The 12,548-nt window shown below is 62.0% G+C and carries 10 protein-coding genes; 8 read left to right on the forward strand and 2 right to left on the reverse strand.

The features are described 5' to 3' along the window. Positions 1-180: 180 nt before the first annotated feature. The 6 genes from ACF8MC_RS22800 to recG all read left to right on the forward strand — a co-directional run bounded on the left by ACF8MC_RS22800 (position 181) and on the right by recG (position 6,872). Positions 181-798 (forward strand): trimeric intracellular cation channel family protein, encoded by a 618-nt coding sequence (locus tag ACF8MC_RS22800; protein ID WP_025304704.1) that lies wholly within the window; start codon positions 181-183, stop codon positions 796-798. 211 nt (positions 799-1,009) lie between these two features. Beyond that, positions 1,010-1,633: a guanylate kinase gene (gene gmk, locus ACF8MC_RS22805; protein WP_033636481.1), complete on the forward strand. Its 624-nt coding sequence runs from the start codon at positions 1,010-1,012 to the stop codon at positions 1,631-1,633. 54 nt (positions 1,634-1,687) lie between these two features. Next, positions 1,688-1,963, forward strand: a complete 276-nt coding sequence (rpoZ, locus tag ACF8MC_RS22810) for a DNA-directed RNA polymerase subunit omega (RefSeq protein ID WP_004931221.1) — start codon at positions 1,688-1,690, stop codon at positions 1,961-1,963. A gap of 18 nt (positions 1,964-1,981) precedes the next feature. Then, positions 1,982-4,093, forward strand: coding sequence for a bifunctional GTP diphosphokinase/guanosine-3',5'-bis pyrophosphate 3'-pyrophosphohydrolase (spoT, locus tag ACF8MC_RS22815; RefSeq protein WP_019452189.1), 2,112 nt, complete (start codon positions 1,982-1,984; stop codon positions 4,091-4,093). A gap of 5 nt (positions 4,094-4,098) precedes the next feature. Beyond that, a complete protein-coding gene (gene trmH / locus ACF8MC_RS22820; protein ID WP_033649746.1) occupies positions 4,099-4,794 on the forward strand; it encodes a tRNA (guanosine(18)-2'-O)-methyltransferase TrmH in 696 nt (231 codons plus the stop codon). Then, the gene (gene recG / locus ACF8MC_RS22825) at positions 4,791-6,872 is read left to right on the forward strand and encodes an ATP-dependent DNA helicase RecG (RefSeq protein ID WP_049212146.1); all 2,082 of its coding nucleotides are present in this window, start codon (positions 4,791-4,793) and stop codon (positions 6,870-6,872) included. The genes trmH and recG overlap by 4 nt, the downstream gene beginning before the upstream one ends. A gap of 42 nt (positions 6,873-6,914) precedes the next feature. Here recG and gltS read toward each other — a convergent pair whose 3' ends face one another. Then, on the reverse strand, positions 6,915-8,126 hold the full coding sequence (gene gltS, locus ACF8MC_RS22830; protein WP_033636489.1) for a sodium/glutamate symporter: 1,212 nt from the start codon (positions 8,124-8,126) through the stop codon (positions 6,915-6,917). A gap of 240 nt (positions 8,127-8,366) precedes the next feature. Here gltS and ACF8MC_RS22835 point away from each other — a divergent pair, with 240 nt between their 5' ends. Both ACF8MC_RS22835 and ACF8MC_RS22840 read left to right on the forward strand, forming a co-directional pair. Continuing rightward, complete coding sequence (locus ACF8MC_RS22835; protein ID WP_019452186.1) at positions 8,367-9,767, forward strand: NCS2 family protein; 1,401 nt, start codon at positions 8,367-8,369, stop codon at positions 9,765-9,767. Positions 9,768-9,895: 128 nt separating this feature from the next. Then, entirely contained in the window at positions 9,896-11,557 is a 1,662-nt protein-coding gene (locus tag ACF8MC_RS22840) for an AsmA family protein (protein WP_164105623.1), read from the forward strand. 36 nt (positions 11,558-11,593) lie between these two features. Here ACF8MC_RS22840 and fabY read toward each other — a convergent pair whose 3' ends face one another. Then, positions 11,594-12,541 carry a fatty acid biosynthesis protein FabY gene (fabY, locus tag ACF8MC_RS22845; protein ID WP_033636491.1) on the reverse strand — a complete coding sequence of 316 codons (948 nt, stop codon included), beginning with the start codon at positions 12,539-12,541 and terminating at the stop codon, positions 11,594-11,596. Positions 12,542-12,548: the final 7 nt, after the last annotated feature.

Consider the following 12,548-nt stretch of genomic DNA (forward strand, 5'->3'; position numbering starts at 1 on the left):
TCTAATGCTTTCATCAACAGCCAGATGTTAAAAAAGGCTGGTTATCGGCAATAAAAACGGAGTTTGGATTAGCTAAATTAATCCGAAAAGCCATCGGTGAAAAAAACTCAGTGGCGCGCGTCCTCGGCGGCGATTACCCTGCCGGCCATCATTCTGACGCAAGTACGCTGTGAATCCCTTATGTTACTGAGCATCCTTTATATCATCGGCATCACCGCCGAAGCCATGACCGGCGCGCTGGCGGCCGGCCGCCGCCAAATGGACATGTTCGGCGTGATCATCATCGCTTCGGTCACGGCGATCGGCGGCGGGTCGGTGCGCGATATGCTGCTCGGGCATTTTCCTTTGGGCTGGGTCAAACACCCGGAATACATCGTCATCGTCGCGATAGCGGCGATCGTCACCACCTGGGTGGCTCCCCTGATGCGCCATTTGCGCCGCCTGTTCCTGGTGCTCGACGCCGTCGGCCTGATCGTCTTCTCGATCATCGGCGCGCAGGTGGCCCTGGATATGGGACACAGCGCCATTATCGCCGCCATCGCCGCAGTGATCACCGGCGTCTTCGGCGGGGTGCTGCGCGACATGTTCTGCAACCGTATCCCGCTGGTTTTCCAGAAAGAGATCTACGCCGGCATCTCCTTCAGCGCCGCCTGGCTGTATATCGGCCTGCAGCACCTCAGCCTGCCGCACAATCTGGTGGTGATCCTCACGCTGGTCGCCGGCCTGAGTGCGCGTCTTATCGCCCTGCGCTTCCGCCTCGGCCTGCCGGTGTTCAACTACCAGCATCCGGATCACTGATCTCGGGGCGGCAACGCGCCGCCGCCGAGGCCAAAACAGCTGAAATGTCGCCCTTCGACGCGCAAATTCGCTCATTCGCCGCTTTTTCCGCGCAAAGCGGCGGGCAAAATGCGAGCTAACGCTGCACCCGGCGCGTTAGCCGTGTATACTGTGCGGAGAAAATACACATCCGCTGTTATTGGCATATCAACCGTTATCAACGAACATCATCATGGCTCAAGGCACGCTTTATATTGTCTCTGCTCCCAGTGGCGCAGGTAAATCAAGTCTGATTCAGGCTTTGTTAAAGACGCAACCGCTGTACGACACGCAGGTTTCGGTTTCGCACACCACGCGCGACAGCCGCCCGGGTGAAAATCACGGCGAGCACTATTTCTTCGTCTCGAAAGACGAATTCCGCCGGATGATCGAGCAGGACGCGTTTCTTGAGCACGCCGAAGTGTTCGGCAACTATTACGGCACCTCGCGCGCCGCCATCGAACAAGTATTGTCGACCGGCGTGGACGTGTTTCTGGATATCGACTGGCAGGGCGCGCAGCAAATCCGCGCCAAAATGCCGCAGGCGCGCAGCATCTTCATTCTGCCGCCGTCGAAGGAAGAACTGGGCCGCCGCCTGCGCGGGCGCGGGCAGGATTCCGAAGAGGTGATCGCCAAGCGCATGGCTCAGGCCGTGGCGGAAATGACGCATTACGCGGAGTACGATTACCTGATCGTGAACGATGATTTCGATCTGGCGCTGTCCGATCTAAAGACCATCATTCGCGCCGAACGCCTGCGTTTGGGCCGCCAGTTGCTGCGGCATGACGCTTTAATCAGCAAACTATTGGCAGACTGAAGGCAGTTTCAGTATCATGCCCAGTCTTTTCGTCACCTGTGGAGTAGCACAAATATGGCACGCGTAACTGTTCAAGACGCTGTAGAGAAAATTGGTAACCGTTTTGACCTGGTGTTGGTCGCTGCTCGTCGGGCGCGTCAGATCCAGACCGGCGGCAAAGATGCACTGGTTCCGGAAGAGAACGACAAGTACACCGTTATCGCCCTGCGCGAAATCGAAGAAGGCCTGATCACCAGCCAGATCCTCGACGTGCGTGAGCGCCAGGAGCAGCAAGAGCAGGAAGCCGCAGAGATTCAAGCGGTTACCGCGATTGCTGAAGGTCGTCGTTAATTAGACTGCGAGTCCGCCTTGTACCTGTTTGAAAGCCTGAATCTGCTGATTCAACGTTACCTGCCCGAGGAGCAGATTAAGCGCCTCAAACAGGCATACCTCGTCGCGCGCGACGCGCACGAGGGCCAGACACGCTCCAGCGGTGAGCCTTACATTACTCACCCGGTCGCCGTGGCCTGCATCCTGGCGGAAATGCGTCTCGATCACGAGACGCTGATGGCGGCATTGCTGCACGACGTCATCGAAGACACCCCAGCCACCTATCAAGATATGGAACAGCTGTTCGGCAAGAGCGTCGCCGAACTGGTTGAGGGCGTCTCCAAGCTCGACAAGCTGAAGTTCCAGGACAAGAAAGAAGCGCAGGCGGAAAACTTCCGCAAGATGATCATGGCGATGGTGCAGGATATCCGCGTCGTGCTGATCAAGCTGGCCGACCGTACGCACAACATGCGCACCCTCGGTTCGCTGCGCCCCGACAAACGCCGGCGCATCGCGCGTGAAACCCTGGAAATCTACAGCCCGCTCGCCCACCGTCTGGGTATTCATCACCTGAAGACCGAGCTGGAAGAGCTGGGCTTCGAGGCGCTGTATCCGAACCGTTATCGCGTGATCAAGGAAGTGGTGAAAGCCGCGCGCGGCAACCGCAAAGAGATGATTCAAAAAATCCTCTCCGAGATCGAAGGGCGACTGACCGAAGCCGGTATCGCCTGCCGCGTCAGCGGGCGGGAAAAACACCTCTACTCCATCTACCTCAAGATGCACCTCAAGGAACAGCGTTTCCATTCCATCATGGATATCTACGCGTTCCGGGTGATCGTGAAAGAGGTCGATACCTGCTACCGCGTGCTCGGCCAGGTGCACAGCCTGTACAAACCGCGCCCGGGGCGAGTGAAAGATTACATCGCCATTCCCAAGGCCAACGGCTATCAATCGCTGCATACCTCGCTGATCGGCCCGCACGGCGTGCCGGTCGAAGTGCAGATCCGCACCGAAGACATGGACCAGATGGCTGAGATGGGGGTAGCCGCGCACTGGGCTTACAAGGAAAGAGAACAGGGCGAAACCGGCACCACGGCGCAGATCCGCGCCCAGCGCTGGATGCAGAGCCTGCTGGAACTGCAGCAAAGCGCCGGCAGTTCGTTTGAGTTTATCGAGAGCGTCAAATCCGATCTGTTCCCGGATGAGATTTACGTTTTCACCCCGGAAGGCCGCATCGTCGAGCTGCCCGCCGGCGCCACGCCGGTCGATTTCGCCTATGCGGTGCATACCGATATCGGCCATGCCTGCGTCGGCGCGCGCGTCGATCGTCAGCCGTACCCGCTGTCGCAGTCGCTGACCAGCGGCCAGACCGTCGAGATCATCACCGCGCCGGGCGCGCGGCCCAACGCCGCCTGGCTGAACTTCGTGGTCAGCTCGAAAGCGCGCGCCAAAATTCGCCAGATGCTGAAGAACCTCAAGCGCGACGACTCCGTCGGCCTCGGCCGCCGTCTGCTCAACCACGCGCTGGGCGGCAGCCGCAAGCTGGCCGAAATCCCGCAGGAAAACATTCAGCACGAGCTGGACCGTATGAAGCTGGCGACGCTGGACGATCTGCTGGCGGAAATCGGCCTCGGCAACGCCATGAGCGTGGTGGTGGCGAAGAACCTGCAGGGCGATCAGTCCAGCCTGGGCGCATCCTCCGGCGTGCGTAACCTGGCCATCAAGGGCGCCGACGGGGTGTTGATCACCTTCGCCAAGTGCTGCCGTCCGATTCCGGGCGATCCGATTATCGCTCACGTCAGCCCGGGCAAAGGGCTGGTGATCCACCATGAGTCCTGCCGCAATATTCGCGGCTATCAGAAAGAGCCTGAGAAGTTCATGGCGGTCGAGTGGGATAAAGAGACCGAGCAGGAGTTCATCGCCGAGATCAAGGTGGATATGTTCAACCACCAGGGCGCGTTGGCCAACCTGACGGCGGCGATCAACGCGGCCGAGTCCAATATTCAGAGCCTGAACACCGAAGAGAAAGACGGTCGGGTTTATAGCGCCTTTATCCGCTTGACCACCCGCGATCGCATCCATTTGGCAAACATTATGCGTAAAATCCGTATCATGCCGGATGTGATCAAAGTTAACCGCAACCGAAACTAGCGCTTATGAGTCCTGAACGCTATGCGCGGATTTGTGAAATGCTCGCGACCCGGCAGCCGGATTTGACGGTCTGCCTGGAGCAAGTGCACAAGCCGCATAACGTCTCCGCCATTATCCGCACCGCCGACGCCGTCGGCGTGCATCAGGTCCACGCCGTGTGGCCCACCACCCGCATGCGCACCCTGGTTTCCTCCGCCGCCGGCAGCAACAGCTGGGTCAGCGTCAAAACCCATCGTTCCATCGGCGACGCGGTCGGTCATCTGAAAGCGCAGGGCATGCAAATTCTGGCCACCAATCTGTCTGCGCGCGCGGTCGATTTCCGCGAGGTGGACTACACCCGGCCCACCTGCGTGCTGCTCGGCCAGGAAAAAACCGGCATCACCGAAGAAGCGCTGGCGCTGGCCGATCGGGACATCGTCATTCCGATGATCGGCATGGTGCAATCGCTCAACGTCTCCGTGGCCTCGGCGCTGATCCTGTATGAAGCGCAGCGCCAGCGGCAGAACGCCGGCCTGTATCGCCGCGACAACAGCATGCTGGATGAAGAAGAGCAGCAGCGTCTGCTGTTCGAAGGCGGTTACCCGGTGCTGGCCAACGTGGCCAAGCGCAAAGGGCTGCCACGCCCGCAGATTGACGAGCAGGGCCAGGTGGTCGCCAGCGCCGAATGGTGGGCGGCCATGCAGGCGACGGTGCGCAAATGAAAGGCCGCCTGCTGGATGCTGTCCCACTCACCACGCTTTCCGGGGTTGGCGCCAGCCAGGCGGGCAAACTGGCCAAACTCGGCCTCGAGACCATTCAGGATCTGCTGCTGCACCTGCCGCTGCGCTACGAAGACCGCACTCGCCTCTACCCGATCAACGATCTGCTGCCGGGCATCTACGCCACGGTAGAAGGGGAAGTGCTGCGCAGCGACATCAGCTTCGGCCGCCGCCGCATGCTGACCTGCCAGATCAGCGACGGTACCGGCATCCTCACCATGCGGTTCTTCAACTTCAACGCCGCGATGAAGAACAGCCTGGCCACCGGCCGCCGCGTGACCGCCTACGGCGAGATCAAGCGCGGCAACCACGGCGCGGAAATCATCCATCCGGAATACCGCATTCAGGGCGAAGCCAGCGAGGTTGAGCTGCAGGAGTCGCTGACGCCGGTCTACCCCACCACCGAGGGGGTAAGGCAGGCCACGCTGCGCAAGCTAACCGATCAGGCGCTGGAGCTGCTGGATACCTGCGCCATCGCCGAACTGCTGCCGCCGGAGCTGAGCGGCGGCCTGATGAGCCTGCCGAAGGCGCTGCACACCCTGCATCGCCCGCAGCCGGACATCCAGCTGGCGGATCTGGAGCTGGGCAAACACCCGGCACAAAAACGCCTGATCCTCGAAGAGCTGCTGGCACATAACCTCAGCATGCTGGCGGTGCGCGCCGGCGCGCAGAGTTACCAGGCGCAGCCGCTGCTGCCGGACGATCGGCTGAAAAACCGTTTTCTTGCCCAGCTGCCGTTCTCGCCGACCGGCGCGCAGACGCGCGTGGTGGCCGACATCGAAGCCGATATGCAAAAAGACTTCCCGATGATGCGGCTGGTGCAGGGCGACGTCGGTTCCGGCAAAACGCTGGTGGCGGCGCTGGCGGCGCTGCGCGCCATCGCGCACGGCAAGCAGGTAGCGCTGATGGCGCCGACCGAGCTGCTGGCCGAGCAGCACGCCAACAATTTCCGTCAGTGGTTCGAACCGCTGGGGCTGGAGGTCGGCTGGCTGGCCGGCAAACAGAAAGGCAAGGCGCGCATCGCGCAGCAGGAGGCTATCGCCAGCGGCCAGGTGTCGATGGTGGTCGGCACCCACGCCATCTTCCAGGAGCAGGTGCAGTTTAACGGCCTGGCGCTGGTGATCATTGATGAGCAGCACCGCTTCGGGGTGCATCAGCGGCTGGCGCTGTGGGAGAAAGGCGAAGAGCAAGGCTTCCACGCCCATCAGCTGATCATGACCGCCACGCCGATCCCGCGCACGCTGGCGATGACCGCCTATGCCGATCTCGATACCTCGGTCATCGACGAGCTGCCGCCGGGCCGCACGCCGGTGACCACCGTCGCCATCCCCGATACCCGCCGCACCGACATCATTCAACGGGTGAAAAGCGCCTGTCTGGAAGAGGGGCGGCAGGCTTACTGGGTATGTACGCTGATCGAAGAGTCCGAGCTGCTGGAAGCGCAGGCGGCGGAAGCCACCTGGGAAGAACTGAAAACCGCGCTGCCAGAGCTGAAGGTAGCGCTGGTGCACGGCCGCATGAAAGCGCAGGAAAAGCAGGCGGTGATGCAGGCGTTTAAACAGGGCGAGCTGCAGCTGTTGGTGGCCACTACGGTGATCGAAGTCGGCGTCGACGTGCCGAACGCCAGCCTGATGATCATCGAAAACCCGGAGCGGCTGGGCCTGGCGCAGCTGCACCAGCTGCGCGGCCGCGTAGGGCGCGGCGCCGTGGCCTCACACTGCGTGCTGCTGTACAAAACGCCGCTGAGCAAGACTGCGCAAACGCGCCTGCAGGTGCTGCGCGACAGCAACGATGGCTTCGTCATCGCGCAGCGCGATCTGGAGATCCGCGGCCCGGGCGAGCTGCTGGGCACCCGCCAGACCGGCAGCGCCGAATTCAAGGTGGCGGATCTGCTGCGCGATCAGGCGATGATCCCCGAAGTGCAGCGCGTCGCTCGCCATCTCCATCAGCACTATCCGGAGCACGCCCAGGCGCTGATCGAACGCTGGCTGCCGGAGAAGGCGCGCTACTCCAACGCATAAAAAAGGGCGCCGCAGGCGCCCTTTTCGCGATGACCCGCGATATCACCCCACCGCCGGGAACACCGGCAGCAGCAGATACAGCTTGATGACGATGGCATTGGCGATATCGATAAAGAACGCCCCCACCATCGGCACCACCAAAAACGCCACGTGCGACGGGCCGAAACGATCGGTGATCGCCTGCATGTTGGCGATCGCCGTCGGCGTGGCGCCCATGCCGAAGCCGCAGTGGCCGGCAGCCAGCACCGCCGCGTCGTAGTTTTTACCCATCACCCGATAGGTGACGAAGATCGCGTACAGCGCCATGACCAGCGTCTGCACCGCCAGGATCGCCAGCATCGGCAGCGCCAGCGAGGCCAGCTCCCACAGGCGCAGGCTCATCAACGCCATCGCCAGGAACAGCGACAGGCTGACGTTGCCCAGCACCGACACCGCCCGCTCGAACACGGTATAGAAACCGGTGAAGGCCAGCGTGTTGCTGAGGATCACCCCGACGAACAGCACGCAAACGAAGTTCGGCAGTTCAAACACCGTGCCGCCCAGCAGGCCGGCAATCAGCTGCCCCAGGCTCAGACAGATGGCGATCATGGCGATGGTTTCGATCATCACCAGCGAGGTGATCAGACGGCCGCTTTCCGGCTTCTCGAAGCCGCTCGGCTGCACGCTGTCATCCGGGGTGCCTTCCGGCGTGGAGGAGTGCTTGACCAGATAGCGCGCCACCGGGCCGCCGATCAGGCCGCCCAGCACCAGGCCGAAGGTGGCGCAGGCCATGGCGACTTCCGTGGCGTTCTCGAAGCCGTAGCGCTCGATGAATAGCTTGCTCCAGGCCGCCCCGGTGCCGTGGCCGCCCGACAGGGTGATCGACCCGGCGATCAGGCCCATCAGCGGATCCAACCCCAGCATTTTCGCCATGCCGATGCCGATGGCGTTCTGCACGATAAGCAGCCCCAGCACCACGAACAGGAACACCACCAGCACCTTGCCGCCGGCGCGCAAACGCGCCAGGTTGGCGTTCAGGCCGATGGTGGCGAAGAAGGCCAGCATCAGCGGATCCTTCAGCGACATGTCAAAACTGATTTCCCAGTTGACGAGCTTTTTCAGGGCTAACAGCAGGAGGGCCACCAGCAAACCGCCGGCGACGGGAGCGGGAATGGTATATTTTCGCAGCAGAGGAATGGTTCTGACGCACTTGCCCCCGAGGAGCAAAACCAGCGTCGCCGCGACTAACGTGCCATAAGTATCAAGATGAAACATCCAGGTACTCCATGTAAGGAAAAAGATCCAAATAAAAATAATAAGTTATAGAAAACCACTGAGTTTTTAAACTTGATGAGTGCAGGATTAGAAGTAAAAAACGCTGAGATGACAAGAAAAAATGAATGAAAATGCGACATAAACAGGAAAGTCGGCAACATAATATTTACGCGCAACCGTTTGCTTTTGCGGAGTGGAGCATTAAAATGCCTGCTTTGCCGTATCTGGAAACGCCACACCATGAGCATGTCATCCTCCGAGCTTGATGCCGCGCGCCAAGCCGCCTCAGAACCCCGCGCCAGTGAACTGATTTATCGCCTGGAAGATCGCCCGCCGCTGCCGCAAACGCTGTTTGCCGCCGGCCAGCATCTGCTGGCGATGTTCGTCGCGGTGATCACCCCGGCCCTGCTGATCTGCCAGGCGCTGGGTCTGCCGGCACAGGATACCCAGCACATCATCAGCATGTCGCTGTTCGCCTCCGGTCTGGCTTCCATTCTGCAAATCAAAACCTGGGGGCCGGTGGGTTCCGGGCTGCTGTCGATTCAGGGCACCAGCTTCAACTTCGTTTCGCCGCTGATCATGGGCGGCCTGGCGCTGAAAAACGGCGGCGCCGACGTGCCGACCATGATGGCCGCGCTGTTCGGTACCCTGATGGTCGCCTCCTGCACCGAAATTCTGCTGTCGCGCGTGCTGCATCTGGCGCGCCGCATCATCACCCCGCTGGTTTCCGGCATCGTGGTGATGATCATCGGCCTGTCGCTGATTCAGGTCGGCCTGACCTCGATCGGCGGCGGCTACGCCGCGATGAACGATCATAGCTTCGGCTCGCCGAAAAACCTGCTGCTGGCCGGCGCGGTGCTGGCGGTAATCATCCTGCTGAACCGCCAGCGCAACCCTTACCTGCGCGTGGCTTCGCTGGTGATCGCCATGGCGGTCGGCTATCTGTTGGCCTGGGCGATGGACATGCTGCCCGCCGATGCGCCGGCGGCCCCCACGGCGGCGATCACCATCCCCACGCCGCTCTATTACGGCCTGGGCTTCGACTGGAACCTGCTGCTGCCGCTGATGCTGATTTTTATGGTCACCTCGCTCGAGACCATCGGCGACATCACCGCCACCTCCGACGTCTCCGAACAGCCGGTCAGCGGGCCGCTGTACATGAAGCGCCTGAAGGGCGGCGTGCTGGCCAACGGCCTGAACTCGATGCTGTCGGCGGTGTTCAACACCTTCCCCAACTCCTGCTTCGGCCAGAACAATGGCGTGATCCAACTGACCGGCGTCGCCAGCCGCTACGTCGGCTTCGTGGTGGCGCTGATGCTGATCGCGCTGGGGCTGTTCCCGGCGGTGGCCGGCTTCGTGCAGCACATCCCCGAACCGGTACTGGGCGGCGCGACCATCGTGATGTTCGGCACCATCGCCGCCTCCGGCGTGCGCATCGTGTCGCGCGAGCGTCTCAACCGCCGCGCCATCATGATTATGGCGTTGTCGCTGGCCGTCGGCATGGGCGTCTCCCAGCAGCCGCTGATCCTGCAGTTCGCGCCGGACTGGCTGAAAACCCTGCTCTCTTCCGGCATCGCCGCCGGCGGCATTACCGCCATCGTGCTGAACCTGGTGTTCCCGCAAGAACACGAGAAGAAGTAACCCGTCCATCGGCGTTCAAACGGCCGCTTGCGGCCGTTTTTTATTGTCTATCAGACCATTGCCCTTGAGATGCCCGGCCAATTGCGGCATAAACAGGGTATCTTTTTTGACCGATGCGGATGTAGACGATGAAATTTATCGGAAAGCTGTTGCTGACGTTGCTGCTGCTGATCGTACTGGCGGCAGTGGTGCTGTACCTGGTGGGGCAAACCCGCTGGGCGGCAGGCCGCCTGAGCGCCTGGATCAGCGACAACAGCGAATACCGCCTGTCGATAGGAAAAATCACCCATTCGTGGAGCCAGCCGAACCAGATTGAGCTGGAAGACGTGCAACTGGCGCGCAACGGCCAGCCGCAGGCGCTGGTCGCCAAACGCGTCGATCTGGGCCTCAGCCTGCGCCAAATCACCGAGCCGCGCTATTTTCACAGCGTCACGCTGCGCGACGGCACGCTGAACGTGCAGCCGCAGGCGGCGGCGCTGCCTGTACAGGCCGACGTGCTGCAGCTGAGCAACATGGCGTTGCAGTCCAACGATAACGAGTGGCAACTCAACGCGCAGCAGGTCACTGCCGGCATCACGCCGTGGCGCCCGCTGGCCGGTCATCTGCTGGGGGACAGCAACCAGTTCCAGTTCAGCGCCGGTTCGATGACGCTGAATGGCATCCCCGCCTCGAAGGTGTTGGTGCAGGGGGAGCAGAAGCAGGGCCAGCTGCTGTTGAACAACTTCGGCGCCGATCTGGCGCAGGGCGACCTGACCGGCGTGGCCAGCCGCGCCGCCGACGGCAGTTGGCAGGTGGATCGCCTGCGGCTGAGCGGCGTGCGCATGCAGACCCCGCTGACGCTGGCGGAATTCATGCAGCGCTTTACCACCCTGCCGCCGGTCACCCTCAAGCGTTTCGATCTGATCGACGCGCGCCTGGAAGGCAAGGCATGGGCGTTTAACGATCTCGATCTGTCGCTGCAAAACGTCAGCGTCGAAAAAGGCGACTGGCGCAGCGAAGACGGCTCGCTCAACGTCAACGCCAGCGACGTGATCAACGGCGGCTTCCACCTGATCGATCCGATCGCCACCCTGCGGCTCTCCTCCGCCGGCATCGCCATTCAACAGTTCACCACCCGCTGGGAAGGCGGGCTGCTGCGCACCTCCGGCAACTGGCTGCGCGCCGGCAAACGCCTGCAGCTGGATGAAGTGGCCATGGCGGCGCTGGAGTACACCCTGCCGAGCGACTGGCGCGAACTGTGGCTGAAACCGCTGCCGGACTGGCTGGCGGAGGTGTACGTCACCAAGCTGACCACCAACCGCAATCTGATCATCGATATCAACCCGGCATTCCCGTTCCAGATCACCGCGCTGGACGGCTACGGCAGCAACCTGCTGCTGGCGCGCGATCGCCAGTGGGGCATATGGTCCGGATCGCTCAACCTGAACGGCAGCGAGGCGACCTTCAACAAGATAGACGTGCGGCGCCCTTCGCTGGCGCTGAACGCCGACGCCAATCAGATTAACGTCACCGAGCTCAGCGCCTTTATGCCTAATGGGTTGCTTGAGGCCAAAGCGACCGTCGATCAGCTGCCGGGCAAGCCGTTCCAGCTGACGCTGCGCGGCCGTTCGGTACCGATGAACACCTTGCAGCAATGGGGATGGCAGCCGGTGCCGCTGACGGGCGACGGCAACCTTGAGCTGCAGTTGAAAGGGCTGCTGAACAGCGACGGGCCGTTCAAAGCCTCGTTGAAGGGAAATCTGCAGGCCACCGCCGGCGACGGCCAAGCGGTGAACCAGCAACTGCCGTAATGCTCTGCGCGGCCCGCCCTCAGGCAGGCCGCCGTCTTACTCTTCCAGCGCCTCAGAGCCGCCCTGATCCAGCGGCACATCCGGCTCGGCCGGCAGCACCATGTAGGTGCCTTCGAACACCGCACCTTTATCCTCGTCGCCGAACAGATGCACTTCGGCGTGCACGCGCGCGCGGCGGCCGCGCGCCAGACGCGCCAAGTCGCCGCTCAGCGAGCCGAGATCCGCCACCGCTCGCGGCCTGCCGGTAATCGGTTTGCTGTAGCGAATGTGCGCGTCCGCCAGAATGATGGTGCCGCCGAGGTGGCGCTCGCGCAGCAGCAGCCAAATCAGCCCCCAGGCGGTCAGCGTCGCCAGCGAGAACAGGCTGCCGGCGAACAGCGTGTGGTGCGGATTCTGGTTGCCGGTCTCCGGCATGGTGGTGACGAAGCGCTGGCCGGTGTATTGGCTGATGCGCACGCCCATCTTTTCGCTCAGCGGGATGTGTTCATACCAGGCCTGCTGCAGTTGGCCGCACCAATCGGGGCGATGCAGGATATCGTCCAGCGTCGCTACCGGTTTGATCATCAAAAAGTGGCGGATCGGGGTGGTCTGCGGCGCAGTGATCTCCCCCTGATTGACGAACCCCAGCTTGGCGAAGAAGTCCACCGCGTCTTCACGGGCGCTGCACACCACCCGCTTCACGCCCTCCTGCCGCGCGACGGACTCCAGCGTCATCGCCACCAGCGTCCCCAGCCCTTTATCCTGCAGCGTCGGATCTACCGCCAGAAAACGGATCGCCGCCTCGTTGTCGGCATTGATGTACAGCCGCCCGATGGCGACGATTTTACCGGCCTCGTCCACCACCATTTGGTGGTGGGCCATGGCGTCATAGGCATCCTTTTCCGAACCCACCGGCTGGTGCAGCGGCTTGCGCAGCATTTCCCAGCGAAACTGGTAATACTCCTTCAGTTCTTGCTCTGTTACGGGTACTCGTAGGTGATACATAGACGCC

Source organism: Serratia sp. LACPHL-BACT-2024-00286 (assembly GCF_043109535.1).
Taxonomy (GTDB): Bacteria; Pseudomonadota; Gammaproteobacteria; order Enterobacterales; family Enterobacteriaceae; genus Serratia; species Serratia sarumanii.

What these genes read in the sequence shown, in the direction of transcription:
- ACF8MC_RS22800 (WP_025304704.1), top strand. Translation starts at nt 181, where the DNA reads ATGTTACTGAGCATCCTTTATATCATCGGCATCACCGCCGAAGCCATG.
- gmk (WP_033636481.1), top strand. Translation starts at nt 1,010, where the DNA reads ATGGCTCAAGGCACGCTTTATATTGTCTCTGCTCCCAGTGGCGCAGGT.
- rpoZ (WP_004931221.1), top strand. Translation starts at nt 1,688, where the DNA reads ATGGCACGCGTAACTGTTCAAGACGCTGTAGAGAAAATTGGTAACCGT.
- trmH (WP_033649746.1), top strand. Translation starts at nt 4,099, where the DNA reads ATGAGTCCTGAACGCTATGCGCGGATTTGTGAAATGCTCGCGACCCGG.
- recG (WP_049212146.1), top strand. Translation starts at nt 4,791, where the DNA reads ATGAAAGGCCGCCTGCTGGATGCTGTCCCACTCACCACGCTTTCCGGG.
- gltS (WP_033636489.1), bottom strand. Translation starts at nt 8,126, where the DNA reads ATGTTTCATCTTGATACTTATGGCACGTTAGTCGCGGCGACGCTGGTT.
- ACF8MC_RS22835 (WP_019452186.1), top strand. Translation starts at nt 8,367, where the DNA reads ATGAGCATGTCATCCTCCGAGCTTGATGCCGCGCGCCAAGCCGCCTCA.
- ACF8MC_RS22840 (WP_164105623.1), top strand. Translation starts at nt 9,896, where the DNA reads ATGAAATTTATCGGAAAGCTGTTGCTGACGTTGCTGCTGCTGATCGTA.
- fabY (WP_033636491.1), bottom strand. Translation starts at nt 12,541, where the DNA reads ATGTATCACCTACGAGTACCCGTAACAGAGCAAGAACTGAAGGAGTAT.